This window comes from Streptomyces sp. NPDC051214 (genome assembly GCF_040682375.1).
Taxonomy (GTDB): domain Bacteria; phylum Actinomycetota; class Actinomycetes; order Streptomycetales; family Streptomycetaceae; genus Streptomyces.
Genome location: NZ_JBFBAT010000006.1, coordinates 480,970 through 494,237, shown reverse-complemented (window position 1 = coordinate 494,237; position 13,268 = coordinate 480,970). Strand labels below are relative to the sequence as shown.

The 13,268-nt window shown below is 69.0% G+C and carries 15 protein-coding genes; 12 read left to right on the top strand and 3 right to left on the bottom strand.

The window, feature by feature from the left end; all coding sequences use genetic code 11:
* The first annotated feature begins 368 nt into the window (after nucleotides 1–368).
* Nucleotides 369–1,613 carry a glycoside hydrolase family 18 protein gene (locus AB0M70_RS18915; protein WP_365821082.1) on the top strand — a complete coding sequence of 415 codons (1,245 nt, stop codon included), beginning with the start codon at nucleotides 369–371 and terminating at the stop codon, nucleotides 1,611–1,613.
* A gap of 70 nt (nucleotides 1,614–1,683) precedes the next feature.
* On the opposite strand, the gene AB0M70_RS18910 is transcribed toward AB0M70_RS18915, so the two are convergent.
* Complete coding sequence (locus tag AB0M70_RS18910) at nucleotides 1,684–2,346, bottom strand: TetR/AcrR family transcriptional regulator (RefSeq protein WP_365821081.1); 663 nt, start codon at nucleotides 2,344–2,346, stop codon at nucleotides 1,684–1,686.
* A 135-nt stretch (nucleotides 2,347–2,481) separates the two neighbouring features.
* Here AB0M70_RS18910 and AB0M70_RS18905 point away from each other — a divergent pair, with 135 nt between their 5' ends.
* The 3 genes from AB0M70_RS18905 (at nucleotide 2,482) to AB0M70_RS18895 (ending at nucleotide 5,005) form a co-directional block, all read left to right on the top strand.
* Nucleotides 2,482–3,096: a DUF6230 family protein gene (locus AB0M70_RS18905; RefSeq protein WP_365821080.1), complete on the top strand. Its 615-nt coding sequence runs from the start codon at nucleotides 2,482–2,484 to the stop codon at nucleotides 3,094–3,096.
* Between the two features lie 65 nt (nucleotides 3,097–3,161).
* Nucleotides 3,162–4,067: a DUF6114 domain-containing protein gene (locus AB0M70_RS18900; RefSeq protein ID WP_365821151.1), complete on the top strand. Its 906-nt coding sequence runs from the start codon at nucleotides 3,162–3,164 to the stop codon at nucleotides 4,065–4,067.
* Nucleotides 4,064–5,005, top strand: a complete 942-nt coding sequence (locus AB0M70_RS18895) for a hypothetical protein (protein WP_365821079.1) — start codon at nucleotides 4,064–4,066, stop codon at nucleotides 5,003–5,005. The genes AB0M70_RS18900 and AB0M70_RS18895 overlap by 4 nt, the downstream gene beginning before the upstream one ends.
* Here AB0M70_RS18895 and AB0M70_RS18890 read toward each other — a convergent pair.
* Entirely contained in the window at nucleotides 4,983–5,138 is a 156-nt protein-coding gene (locus AB0M70_RS18890) for an SCO1431 family membrane protein (protein ID WP_365821078.1), read from the bottom strand. The two genes, AB0M70_RS18895 and AB0M70_RS18890, sit on opposite strands and share 23 nt — an antisense overlap.
* A 275-nt stretch (nucleotides 5,139–5,413) precedes the next feature.
* Here AB0M70_RS18890 and AB0M70_RS18885 point away from each other — a divergent pair, with 275 nt between their 5' ends.
* From AB0M70_RS18885 to AB0M70_RS18855, 7 genes are all read left to right on the top strand, one after another.
* On the top strand, nucleotides 5,414–6,913 hold the full coding sequence (locus tag AB0M70_RS18885; protein ID WP_365821077.1) for a M1 family metallopeptidase: 1,500 nt from the start codon (nucleotides 5,414–5,416) through the stop codon (nucleotides 6,911–6,913).
* Nucleotides 6,914–7,027: 114 nt separating this feature from the next.
* Nucleotides 7,028–7,201 (top strand): hypothetical protein, encoded by a 174-nt coding sequence (locus tag AB0M70_RS18880; RefSeq protein ID WP_365821076.1) that lies wholly within the window; start codon nucleotides 7,028–7,030, stop codon nucleotides 7,199–7,201.
* Between the two features lie 166 nt (nucleotides 7,202–7,367).
* The gene (locus AB0M70_RS18875) at nucleotides 7,368–7,682 is read left to right on the top strand and encodes a hypothetical protein (RefSeq protein WP_363211068.1); all 315 of its coding nucleotides are present in this window, start codon (nucleotides 7,368–7,370) and stop codon (nucleotides 7,680–7,682) included.
* A complete protein-coding gene (locus AB0M70_RS18870; protein ID WP_365821075.1) occupies nucleotides 7,679–9,052 on the top strand; it encodes a hypothetical protein in 1,374 nt (457 codons plus the stop codon). Before AB0M70_RS18875 ends, AB0M70_RS18870 begins: the two co-directional genes overlap by 4 nt.
* Before the next feature lie 12 nt (nucleotides 9,053–9,064).
* A complete protein-coding gene (locus AB0M70_RS18865; RefSeq protein ID WP_365821074.1) occupies nucleotides 9,065–9,478 on the top strand; it encodes a hypothetical protein in 414 nt (137 codons plus the stop codon).
* Nucleotides 9,465–10,097, top strand: a complete 633-nt coding sequence (locus AB0M70_RS18860) for a hypothetical protein (RefSeq protein ID WP_365821073.1) — start codon at nucleotides 9,465–9,467, stop codon at nucleotides 10,095–10,097. Before AB0M70_RS18865 ends, AB0M70_RS18860 begins: the two co-directional genes overlap by 14 nt.
* Nucleotides 10,098–10,139: 42 nt before the next feature.
* Entirely contained in the window at nucleotides 10,140–10,778 is a 639-nt protein-coding gene (locus AB0M70_RS18855) for a hypothetical protein (RefSeq protein ID WP_365821072.1), read from the top strand.
* A gap of 51 nt (nucleotides 10,779–10,829) precedes the next feature.
* On the opposite strand, the gene AB0M70_RS18850 is transcribed toward AB0M70_RS18855, so the two are convergent.
* Nucleotides 10,830–12,194, bottom strand: a complete 1,365-nt coding sequence (locus tag AB0M70_RS18850) for a peptidase C39 family protein (protein ID WP_365821071.1) — start codon at nucleotides 12,192–12,194, stop codon at nucleotides 10,830–10,832.
* 206 nt (nucleotides 12,195–12,400) lie between these two features.
* On the opposite strand from AB0M70_RS18850, the gene AB0M70_RS18845 reads away from it, so the two are divergent.
* A complete protein-coding gene (locus tag AB0M70_RS18845) occupies nucleotides 12,401–13,045 on the top strand; it encodes a hypothetical protein (protein ID WP_365821070.1) in 645 nt (214 codons plus the stop codon).
* The last annotated feature ends 223 nt before the right edge of the window (nucleotides 13,046–13,268 follow it).

Genomic DNA, 13,268 nt, shown 5'->3' with positions numbered 1-13,268 from the left:
CATCCTCCCTTTCGGCACTGCGGCGGACCCGCGGGGTAGTGCGGCGCCACCGTGTCTCACGCCCGGCCGATGGCGCCCTTCCGGGTCGCGGAAGGTGCTGTGACCAGCGGCTCTGGCGCGTTGAGTATGCCCGATCGGCGGCGGCCCGTCACTAGTTAACGACCGCTTACTCAAAAGATAGCCGACGCCCGCAAGAGGGGCCCGGAATTGGTCCGAACCATTGACCCCACTGGTCTAGTCCTCCTAGAGTCCAGCCGAGCGCCTTACCGCGTTCATGCCAATTCAACGTTCACCGACGTTCGTACGGCACCCGCAGGTCAACAGCACCATGTCCCCCCATGCGCCCTCTCCCCCCACGAGGAGAAACGATGCTCAGACCGCACCTCTCCCGCGCCCCCTTCAGGGCGCTCATAGCCACAGCGTGTTGTGCCGTGCTCGGCGGAGGTCTGCTCGCCGGCGCGGGCACCGCCACGGCCGAGCAGAACAAGGACTCCGCGACGAAGGCCGCGGCCGGCTCCAAGGTCGTCGGCTACTTCACCGAGTGGGGTACCTACGACCGGAATTACCACGTCAAGAACGTGGAGACGTCCGGTTCGGCCGACAAGCTCACGCACATCAACTACGCCTTCGGCAACGTCCAGGGCGGCAAGTGCACGATGGGCGATGCCTACGCGGCGACCGACAAGGCGTACACGGCCGACCAGTCCGTCGACGGCAAGGCCGACACCTGGGACCAGGAGCTGCGCGGCAACTTCAACCAGCTGCGCAAGCTCAAGGCCAAGCACCCGGACCTGAAGGTCCTGTGGTCCTTCGGCGGCTGGACCTGGTCCGGCGGCTTCACCGAGGCGGCCAAGAACCCGGCCGCGTTCGCGCAGTCCTGCTACGACCTCGTCGAGAACTCGAAGTGGGCCGATGTCTTCGACGGCATCGACATCGACTGGGAGTACCCCAATGCCTGCGGTCTGACCTGCGACACCAGCGGGCGCGCCGCGTACAAGGACCTGATGTCCGCGGTGCGGGCGAAGTTCGGCGGCGCCAACCTCGTCACCGCGGCCATCCCGGCCGACGCCGAGGAGGGCGGCAAGATCGACGCCGCCGACTACGCGGGCGCCGCCCAGTACGTCGACTGGTACAACCCGATGACGTACGACTACTTCGGCGCCTGGGAGGCGAAGGGCCCGACCGCCCCGCACTCGCCGCTGAAGACGTACGAGGGCGCGCCCAAGGCGAACTGGAACACCGACGCCACCATCAAGAAGCTCCAGGGCCTCGGCATCCCCTCCGACAAGCTGCTCCTCGGCATCGGCTTCTACGGCCGCGGCTGGACCGGCGTCACGCAGAAGGAGCCCGGCGGCACCGCCACCGGGGCCGCCGCGGGCAAGTACGAGGCGGGCATCGACGACTACAAGGAACTGAAGACCAAGTGCCCGGCCAACGGCACGGTCGGCGGGACCGCGTACGCGCACTGCGGGACCGACTGGTGGAGCTATGACACCCCGGCCACCATCGCGGGGAAGATGGACTACAAGAACCAGGCCGGTCTCGGCGGCACCTTCTTCTGGGAACTCAGCGGTGACACGGCCGACGGTGAGCTGATCAAGGCCATCAACTGACCCTCCGCGCACAAACGTTGGGGCGGGAGCCGGTCGGCTCCCGCCCCTTCGTCATGCCGTCGGCGGGCCCTCACGACCGCGGCGGGGCCGGGAAGGACGGCTCGAACTCCTCGATGACGCGCAGGGTGTCGCCGAGGGTCCGCACCAGCAGGTCACACACCGTCTCGCGCGTCAGACCCCGGCTGCCGATCCAGTCGAGCGCGACACCCTCGACGCTGCACAGCCAGCCGAGCAGCGCCGTGCGCGCCAGCTCCGGGATGTCACGGCGGCCGTACGCCCCGTCGGCGATCGCGCCGATCAGGGCCGCGCGCACGCCGTCGCGTATGGCGTGCACCTCGGCGTCGAAGCCGACGCCGCCTGTGATGATGGTGCGGTACGCGGCCTGGTGGTGTTCGGCGTAGCGCAGATAGCCGTCGATCGTGCTGCGCACCCGTTCCGCGGGCGGCAGGTCGTCGTGGCGCCCGGCGCGCGCGACCAGCTCCGCGACCGAGTCCTCGATGATCGCGAGGTAGTAGCCGCGCTTGGACTTGAAGTAGTAGTAGATCAACCCCTTGGCGACGGACGCCTGCTTGGCGATGTCGTCCATCGAGAGCGCGTCGTACGACGTGTCGGCGAACAACTTCCGCCCGATGGTGATGAGTTCGGCGCGGCGCGCCACGGAGCGGTCGGTGCCGCGCGCCTGCGGACGAGCGTCCGCGGGACGGTCGGTGCCGCGCTGTTGACTATTATTCAATTTCGGCCCTAGTCTCCAACTGCCTCGGGAATCCGCAGTATGGCAGAACCAACGCCACCTGCCGGTTCTGCGTCCGACGGCGCTCTCTCACGCACTCCCCCTACGCACACGGACCGCCGTACGGGAGGAAGACTCATGAGCGCAGCGCGTACCCCTTTGCGCGAGGGCAGAACCTCCTGGAAGAAGACGGCCGTCGTGGCCCTGCCGGCCGTCCTGGCCGTCGGCGCGATGGCCTCCGTGATGGCCGAGGGGGCGCTCGCCGCCTCCTTCGCCGTCTCCGGCACCAGCTTCCAGGTGTCATCCGGCAAGCTCACCAGCGAGGGCCTGTCCTCCTACGTACAGACCGACCGGGACATCGACGGCAAGGGGCACCCGGTGGCGCTCCTCGGGATCGGTGACGCGACCCTCTCCGACATCTGCCAGGCCGCCGAGGTGAAGACCCCGGTGGGCACCGTGGTCTTCAAGCTGACCGCGGGCGGCTCGGCGGGCGAGGTCACCGCGAGCAATCTCATCATCGACGGCGAGGACCTGGAGGGCGACGCACGCTTCGGCACGGCGGAGATCGGCCGGGACGCGTCGACCCTGGACGAGGTGTCCGGCGTCAAGGGCGAGCGGGGGAAGTTCGGGCTTCAGGCCGGGGACATCACCGTCTCCGGCGTGAAGTCCCACGCCTGGTCGGCGACCGGCGGCAACTTCCGGCTCAAGGGCATGAAGCTCGATGTCAGCATCGGCGGCAAGAAGTGCTTCTGACCGGCGGCCGGAGAGGCGGGGTCAGGGCGTGGCGCAGAGACGGCGGCGGCTGGCTCGACGAGCGCCTGCCGCTGCCAGACGCGCGTCGGGTGCTGCGCAGGTGGCGGCGCACCCGGCCCTTCTGGGGTGGCCTGCTGCTGATGCTCGGCGGCGCCGAGCTGCTCCTCGTGCCGCTGTCACCGCTGACGGTCCTGGTCAGTCTGGGGCTCGGCGGGCTCGCGGCGATCGGCATCGGGCTCGCCCTGATCGCCGCCGGGATCTTCCTGTGGCTGCTGCCGCACGCCCATCACTATGTGAGCGTCAACGCCCTGATCCTGTCGGTGCTCTCGTTCGCGGCCACGAACCTCGGCGGGTTCCTGGTGGGCATGACGCTCGGCATCGTCGGCAGCGCGATGGGCTTCGGCTGGACGCCGGTGCCCGAGGGCGCCGAGGAGGACGCCGAGCGGCCGAGGGTGCGGGACGGACAGGGCACGCGGACGCTCGGTGTGCTGCTTCCGGTGGTCATCGTGGGGGCGACGCTGTGGGGCGGAAGCCCGGCTGAGGCGGCTCCCGGTCAGGAGATCGTGGCGGCGAGGACTCCGCCGACCGTCACCACCACGCTCTTCGCACCGCAGGGCTTCCTCCTGGCCGGCGTACGCGAGATCCCCACGGCCGACGGGCCGTTGAAGGTCATGGTGCTGAAGATGAAGGCCGCCTCGCTCACCGACTACCGGCTGAAGACGCGCGACGGGAGCAGGGAACTGGCCCTGGGAGCCGACACGTTGGACCTCAGCGGCTCCGTCACGCTCTATCTGACGAAGTTCAAGGGCTGCCTGGAGGGGCTGCTCTGCCTGACCTTCACGCCCGACAAGCTGCCGGTGCCGCCCGTCGTGCCGCCGTTCGTCTTCATGACCGACGTACAGGCCGAACAGGCCCTCGTGACCTCGGACTTGATCGTCGCGGGCGGCCTCACCCTGAAGGCATCGGCATGATCCAGATCCAAGCGGCCCTCTTCTGGGCGTACGCGGTCGGCGCGACGTTCGCGCTCTCCGCGGCCCGGCAGCTCCAGGTGTGGGAGCGGATCAACGCGGGCGAGGGGCCGCGGACGCGCAGCCGCGCCGCGAATCCGTATCTGGCGCTCACCGCGCTCTTCGCGGCGGTCCTGATGGTGCCGACGGGGCTTTTCCTGCTCTGGCAGAACCCCGCGTGGGCGACGATGCACGTCGCTGACGGGCACGACGGCGTGTGGGCCGGGTTCGTGCTCTTCTACGCGGGCGGGATCCCGGTCGCAGCGATCATCGGGTTCCTGGTGGCGCAGGGGCTCGTCCTGGTGGGGGCCGGCTACTGGGCGTATCTCCAGTGCGTGGGCGGGTACTTCCTGCTCTTCGGGACGCTGGTCCACGGCTGGGACGGCAGGGGGTACGAGCGGTTCTTCTCCGCCGAGTCCCGGGACTTCGCCGACTGGCGGCAGGACAGCGTGGTCAACCACGTACTGGACTTCCTGACGTCCGGGACGTTCCTCGCGCTGCTGATCTTCGGCGCGGCCGTGATCGGCACGATGCTGTTGACGGAGATCGGCTGGCTGATGGAGGGCTGGTCGCTGCCCGGCGCGGACGAGGACCGCAAGGTGCACCGGTTCCTGGCGATCGCCGTCGCGGCGGCCGGGGTCTACGGCCTGCCGTTCATCGGCGCGCTCGCCGCGAGCGTCCTCGTGCGGCTCCTGGGCGGGTGGCTCGGCCTGCCGCTGTTCGCGGTGATCGCGGGGCTCACGCTGCTGTCGCGGCGCTCACCCGTGCGCCTGCTCTACGGGCTCGTGGGCGTGCCGCACCGGCACTGGCGGGCGGATCTCGACCCGGGGCAGGCCCACGACGCTCGTACGGGAGGTCAGGAGACCGGCGTGACCGGGGTCACAACAGACCGATCTGCGTGACGAGCATCGCGAGGACGACGACGAGCGTCCAGCCGAGGACGTGCTCGAGCACCTTCGGGCCGTCTTCCTCGGGGCCGCCGGTGCGCGTGGTCGCCCGGGGCTGTGCGGTGGCAGTGGCTGTGGCAGCGGTCATGGCATCACTCGATACATATGCGTCACGCCTCTCGACGCGACGTCCGGCAGCGGACTCCCCCCACTGACCCCACCACCTTGCCATCGGATTCCGCCGCCGCGGGCGAGAGCTTGGTCACGCGCGGGCCCGGCCGCCCACCACGGCCCCGTCCCCCACTGGGCAGGGCCCGTGCAACTCGCACCGAGTGCCGTGCGTCTCACTACACGTGGTGGGGCACACCCCCAGGCACACCCCCCGCCGCTCGTCCGCGCAACCTTCCGACCGAAAGGTTTCCGATGAGCACGCACCGGCCGCACCGGCCGTACCGGACGCCCCGCCGCAGAGCGCGGCTCGCCCTCGCGGCCGCCGTCACCGTGACGGCGGCCCTCACCGGCACGGCGTCACAGGCCGCGCCGTCCGCACCCGGGACACCCTCGCCGGGTGCGCCCGGCCTGGGCGACCCGATGTTCCCGCTGGACGGGAACGGCGGATACCGGGTCGACCGCTACACCCTGGACTTCGACTGGCAGGCGCCGAGGACACCGTTCGAGGCGACGGCGACGATCAAGGCGACCGCCACGCAGTCGCTGTCCCGCTTCAACCTGGACTTCGGGGGCAACACCCTGCACGGCGTGCGGGTCGACGGTTCCTCCGCGCGCACGTCCCGCGCCGGGGACGAGCTGACGGTGACGCCCAAGTCCCCGATCGCCAAGGGCCGTTCGTTCACCGCCAAGGTCACGTACACCGCCGACCCGACGCAGACGCGCCACCGCGACGACGCCATCGAGGACTACGGCTGGATACCCACCGCCGACGGCACGGTGGTCTACCCGCAGCCGAACGGGGCCCGGTTGATCTTCCCGGCGAACGACCACCCAAGCCAACGGGCGCCGATCACCTTCCGCATCACCACACCCAAGGATCTGACGGCGGTCGCCAACGGCAAGCTGGTCGACCGCACGGAACGCCCCGGTGACCGGGTGCGCTGGACGTACGACTCCGAACAGCCGCTCTCCACCCAGCTGGTGCAGATGGCGGTCGGCAAGTTCCAGCTGATCGACGGCAAGGGTCCCGGCGGCCTGCCCCTCCGAGACGTGGTGCCGGACGCCTTGGTCGAGCCGACGGCGGAGTACCGCAAACTCACTCCCGACCACCTCGCCTGGCTTCAGGAGAAGCTCGGCCCCTACCCCTTCAACCGCTACGGCCTCCTGGTCGGCGACACGGACCTGGCCGTCGCCCTGGAGACCCAGACGCTCTCCCTCATCCCGAAGGCGGACCTGCTGGGTACAAAGGTCGACGCCGAACGGAACATGGTGCACGAGCTGACCCACCAGTGGTTCGGCGACAGCGTCGCCCTGAAGAGCTGGTCCGACCTGTGGGTGAGCGAGGGGCACGCCCGTTTCTACGAGCGGATGTACTCCGAGGAGCACGGCGGCGACAGCTTCGAGACCGCCATGAAGACGGCCTACGCCGCTCACGACCAGTGGCGCCACGATTTCGGCGCCCCCGCCGAGCCGACCGAACCGAACCTCTTCAAGCGCATGCGGTACGACGGCTCGGCCCTGGTCCTGTACGCCTTGCGGGAGCAGGTCGGCAACGCGACCTTCGAGAAGATCGAACGGGCGTGGGTCAGCGGCTTCCGCGGAAAGACCGCAAGCACCCAGCAGTTCATCGACCTGGCGTCGAAGGTCGCGGGCGAAGACCTGGACGGCTTCCTGCGGCCATGGCTGTACGGCTCGAAGACACCGCCCATGCCGGGGCACCCCGACTGGGTGGTGGACCCGGTCCAGGGCTGAGAGGCGGCCGGGTCCGTCGTCTGGCGGCGGCGTTCGTGTGAAGCGGCCTGTCGGACGCCTGATCGACGGGGGGACCAGGTCTACGGTGGGTCTCCCGTCGACCTGGGAGGTCTCATGCCGGACCACGAGCAGGAGCAGAAACGCCCCGCGCTGCTGGGCACGGAGATGCGGGAGGCGACACTGCCGGACGGCACCCAGGCGGTGATCGTCGTACAGGCCGGAACCTCCCAGAGCGAGGTGGACGAGAAGGCGGCTCGCTTGCGGCGGGGTACGCCGGAGGCGAAGTAGCTCCGCGAGCGACCCGCGCACACAGACGGCCCCTCCCGTAGTCCGGGAGGGGCCGTCTGTTTCGTTAATGATCGGATAAGCGGTGTCGGATACCATCCCCAGGTCATGAACTGAACATGCTCTGCGGCCTGCCATGTACAGCAGTCGGGCCACGGGAGGGAGAGCCTTGTCCGGTAGCAACCTCACGGTCGACTACGAGTTCCTGAGCGGTTGCGAACGCCAACTCAGTACTTTGCGCACGACGTTCAAGGACATCGAGAACCGTCGTGACGACATGGAGAAGCACTGGGGCGCCGGGAGCATCGCGGATGCCATGGGCGGATTCGTCGACAACTGGGACGACTACCGCACCAGGCTCATCGAAGGCCTGGAATCGACGGGCAAGCTCGTGGCGGAGACGAAGAAGTCGTTCGAGGCACTGGACGTAGAACTCGCCAAGCAGACCAAGGGCAAAGGCAAGGGCGAGGGGAAGGGCCAGTGACCACTGCGGCATCGAAGCGCCGCCCCGTCGACTGGGACCCGCTGTGCGCGAGCGACCCCGTCCCCGGCGACCCGGAGGAGATCCGGGCAGAGGTCCGGCACATGGTCTCGGTCGCCGAGAAGCTGCGCACGCAGGCGAAGAACCTCAAGACCATCTCGGACGAGGAGAGGCTCAAGGGAAAGTACGTCCAACGCCTGCGCGAGGACTCCGGCACGCTGGAGAAGCACATGCGGGAGGTGGCCTCACGGTACGAGCGGGTGCACGGGCACCTCACCAAGTGGGCCGACAAGCTTGAGGACCACCAGGACGACGCCGACCGGATCCTGCGCGAGGCCAAGGAGGCGCACGCGGAGGCCGAGCGGGAGAAGGCCAAGGAAGCCGAGAAGGCGGACAAAGACCAGGACAAGGACAAGGACAAGAAGCCGAACTCGTCGGCGAGCGGCGCTGATCAGGACCCGCTGCAGACGTACAGGACCCGCCTCGGCACCGTCACCGGGAACCGCGACAGCGACGCAAGCCACTACGCCGGCAAGATCAACGATGAGATCGACGATGTCATCGAGGACTCGTGGTGGGACAACGTCAAGGGCTGGGTCCATGACAACGCGGACATGATCAAGGCCTTCATCGATGTGCTCGGCTGGATCGCGACGGCACTGGGCTTCCTGGCGCTGCTCATCCCCGGCCTCAATCTGGTCATTTTGGGCATCGCGGCGCTCACGATCGGACTCAGACTCCTCCTGGTGGCATCCGGCGACGCCACCTGGACCGATGTCATCTTCGACGTCGTGGGCGGGCTGCTCGTGGTGGGTGGCCTCGGGGCGGCCGCGAAGCTCGCCAGTGGGGCCAAGGCCACCGCGGGCGCCGCTCAGGCCGCCCGGACCGCCGGCCTGAGCCGAGGGCTCAGCGGCGTGAAGGGCATCATGGACGACATGGGGCGGTTGATGACCAGATTGCCGGAAGGGGCAGGGCGACAGGTCGTCGGTGCTGCCCGTAACGGCATACGCAAGTCCATCTCCCAGAACGTCGGCCTGGTGGCCAAGGGGCCGTTGAGGGTCAGCCCGCTCTCAACCCTCCTGCATCTCGGCGACAAGGAGATGGCAGGCATGGCGAAGATGCTGCAGGCGAACAAGGCCACCTTCCCGGCCGCCGCGGGGGCGGCCGCGGACAAGGCGTACAAGTCCTACCAGGTGGGGCTTGGCCTTGCCTGGACCGGCATGGGAATGGACGTCGCGGACAAGGCACTGGGCAAGAGCGACCTGACAAGCGTGACGGACGAGAAGTTCGGTACCGGCGAGAAGCCGTACAACGCGGGTTACTCGGACTGGAAGGACAACACCCTGAAGCCCGCCCCCGACACCCACTGGTAGCGAGGAACGACCATGGACCTGTACTCGGCGCAACGCATTGCCGAGGCCGAAGCCGCTCGTACCGGACTCGGCACCGGCCCCAACCGGCGGCTCCGGCTGACCCTGATCATCGGAATGCCCCTGTTCCTGCCGGTATTGGGGATCATGATCCTGGTGCCGAAGTCGATGATGAACACCGTCCTTTACGTGTACGAGGCCGGGATCATCGGCTGTCTCCTGCACTACGTCTGGGTCTTCGTGAAGTACCCCCGCCACGCGGGCCGTCCGCCCTACCTGACCCGGGATCTCGCCATGGGCGGGGGCTTCTTCCTGCCCTCGATGTTCTTCGGTTTCTGGGCAGGCATGATCGCTGCCCCGTTGTGGGCGCTCTTCGTCGGCGTCGCCTACGCCGTGGAAGAGAGGCGGGAGCACCGTGGCCGCCGTTGAGCACCACCAAGTCCCGACCGGCTTCAACCTGGTGCCGCCGCCCGGCTGGGACGTGATTCCGCTGCACTCGGGCACCGAGGAAGCGATGGACCGCATCGTCCGCAAGGCGATCTCGCAATTGCCCGTCGGCTTCCCCAAGGACGACATCCCGAAGGCCCGGCTGAAGCTCACCCAGGAGATGAAGAAGGTCGTACGCCGGGCAAGCGCCAAGGGCGGCATGACCCTCTACCTCCCCACCGAACGGCTCCATGGCGTCGCGCTGCCCGTCTCGATCGTCGCCTCGGAGCCGATCGAGATTCCGAGGGTCAGGCCCGAGAGCGGTCCGGAAGCGGTGCTGCTGGCGCTCGCCTCCGAGACTCCCGGAGCCGAGGTGCGGGAGCTGGACGAGACCGCGGCGCTGCGCTCGGAGCGTGATGTCCCCGCCGATCCCGCCCAGGGTGTCGACGTCGCTCACCGTCGGGTCGAGTACTTCGTGCCGGTTCCGGACAGCACCCCCGACAAGTACCTCACCTTCTCCTTCAGCGCCCTGATCGCGCCCGGCTCGGACCCCGCCTTCTACGACACCCTCGTGGAGCTGTTCGACGCCGTCATGGGCACCTTCCGCTGGAGCTACAGCTGACGGCTGCCGCCCTGCCCGCGCCCCCGACGAAAGAGACCGCTCATGTCCGAAGGCACCCTGTGGAGCGCCGACCTCGGCGAGCTCCACATCGACACGGATGCCAACAAGGGGCTCTGGGGTTATCTCTGGCTCCAGATCGACAAGAAGACGTTCAAGGTCTGGCTGGATGAGTCGCTGACCGACCTGGCCTCCAAGCACGGCATCGAACTCACCCGCAAACTCCGCCGATTCCACAAGACCTTCTACGAGCAGACCGTGGTGACCCTCCGGGACAAGCTTCAGGCCGACGAGGCGTTCATCTACCACCCCGTGCCGTTGACCTACATGCCCCTGGTGATGCACGCCACCCGCATCCACTGCGAGGCCCCCGACGCGGCGTCCTGCGAAGGGCTCACCGCGCCCACCGTGCCGCATCCGGAGATCCCCGAGTGGCAGCAGCGGTCCGGCAGCGTTGCCTTCGCCTCGCCGTATCTGGGCGAGGACGGGGTGCGGGTCACGCGTTCCTACCCCGCGGACAGCACCATCATGATGACCTCGGTGACGTACCACTGGCACACCCCGCCCGGCCTCCCCGACGTCTGTCTGCGCGGGCACCACGACGATCCGGAAGTGATCGCCGCGGTCATGGAGCCCCTGGACGACTTCGCGCGGACGCTGCGGCTCCCCGGGACGGCTCAGTAACCAACCCGCGGGTTCCCTCTTCGGCTGACGGAGAGGGAACCCGCCGCTGCCTCAGTGAATGCCCACCTCCGCCAGCGCCGCCTTCTGCTTCGCCGAGAGCTTCACCGGGAAGTACACGTAGCAGACGCCTCCCGTGCCGGAGACGACCTTCCCCGTGGAGTTGTAGCGCTTCGTGCGGAGCCAGATGTTCTCCCACTCGCGCCGCTTGTAGACCCGGCGCACCGCCTCGTTGCTCGGCGACGCGGGGTCGTTGGCGATCACGTCGCCCTTCGACGTGAAGCCGATCACCGTCATCAGGTGGCCCGCCGTGCCGTAACCCGCGCCCGTCAGCTCCTCCTTGAGGAACGACTGTGACGTTATGACCGGGATGCCGGCGGCGATCAGCGACTCCAGCTCGGTGAGCGAGGCGAGGCGGGTGACGACGCCCTGCATGTCCTTGTACGTCGACGCGTAGGCCGCGTTGAAGGGCCAGTTGCCGCAGCCCGCGTACTGGTAGTCGAAGGTGTACCGGGCCGCGTGGCACACCTGCGGGTCGGCGTAGGAGGGGTCGACCCAGGCGAGGTCGGCGGCGGTCGGCTTGCGGCCCCAGAACTCTATGATCATCTGCGAGGAGGTCGGGCTGCACCAGGCCTCGCCGCCGTTGTCGTACTCCGGGTACTGGCCGACGTGGGTCTCCTGCGAGTAGCGCGGGACCTTCAGCTCCTTGGTGAGCCCCGGCTTCGACGCCGGGACGGTGAAGCGGTCGGGGACGGCGGACGCCATCGCGCCGAGCCGCCACACGGTGGGCGTCTCGGTGGCGCCCGGCTTGCGGTACAGCGTCAGGCGCAGCTGGTACGAGACGAGGCGCAGGCCCGTCGTCGTGTCGTCGATGGAGAACGTGTCCGTCCAGATGCTCGACTTCCCGTCGCTCTGGTCGTCGACCGACGTACGGCGGATGTCCTTCTCCTTGTCGTCGCCGGAGGTCCAGCGGCCGAGGACGTACCAAGGAGTCTTCGCCTTGTCCGAGTACGTTCCCTGGAGCTCCACCTGGAGCCACGTCCCGGTGGGTGTGCGGGCGTTCCAGGAGGCGACGACCTCCGTCGCGGGGACGGTCGGCCGGTGCACGGGCGAGGTCCACCGGGCGTACTCCCAGGTGGCGGTCCTGCCGGTGTGCGGGTCGGCGTAGTCGGTGCGGCCCGCGGCCTCGGCGATCTGCACGGCGGGGCGGGCTCCGGCGACGGCCCGGGTGCCTTCGGCGGTGCCGGCGCTCCAGTCGGCGTGCGAGACCCAGAAGCGGTTGCTCACGGGCCGCTTCGCTCGCGGCGCGGGGCGCAGGCCGCCCGATGCGAGTGCCGGGCTCGCGGTGGCGGCCAGCGCCGCCACGGCCGCGGCCGTGGCGAGGACGGTTCTGCGGGACATGTCATCAGCTCGGTCCATGGCGGGGACCCCCAGTCGACGTGGGCTCCGGACGGGTCCGGAAGGGGCAGGTCGGTGCACGGCGGTAGGCCAACTATGGCTGCTTCGAGCCGACTTCTGCCAGCGCTCGGACCACCACCGCGTCCGCCAATATTGGCCTCGACCACTGGCGTGAGCTGGGACGGCGCGCGGAGTGCCGGATTCCGCACCCGTACGCTTGCCAGGTGATGACCGCTCACGCCACTCCCCTGTCTCACGTCGCCGCGGAGCTGCTGCGCCTGCCGCCCTCCTGCGGCCCCGTCCGTCTCGTCGCCGTCGACGGGCACGCGGGCTCCGGCAAGTCCACCTTCGCCGACCGCCTCGCCGACGCGCTGGGCGGCGCGCCCGTGCTGCGCCTCGACGACATCGCGAGCCACGACGCGCTGTTCGACTGGACGGAGCGGCTGCGTCGGCAGGTGCTCGTGCCGCTCTCGCGCGGCGAGACCGCGCGCTATGAGACGTACGACTGGCACGCGCGCCGCTTCGGTCCCGAGATCCGCACCCTCGCGCCTGAACCCGTGGTCCTGGTCGAGGGGGTCGGCGCGGGGCGCCGTGCGCTGCGCCCGTTCCTGGCGCGGCTGCTGTGGATGGAGCTGCCCCGTGCTGAGGCCTGGGGCAGGGGGCGCCGCCGGGATGGGTCGGTCCAGAGCGACTTCTGGGACGGGTGGGAGCCGGCGGAGCGCCGGCACTTCGCGGACGACCCTTCGCGCCCCTTCGCTCAGTCTTTGGTGCGACAGTGGCGCGAGGGATATGAGGTGCTGCAGGGACCGAATGAGACGCCTGCGCACCACCAAATCGTCACACAGGGTGAGGGACCAGAGGCGGTCAGCTGACCCTCGCCAAGAGCGCTCCCAGAACTTCGCGCCAGTTTCCATGAGTGCCTCAACTCGGCTTGACCGAGGGCCCTTACAGGACTTACGTTCTGAATGTGCGGCCTTTCGGGGTCGCCCGCAGACGCGAAGCCCCCGGTTGTTCCCCCGTGATCGGGGGCTTCGTTCTGCCCCCCATCCTCGCATTCCGGACGCTGCGAGCCGCCTTTCGCTCACCCTCGGTGAC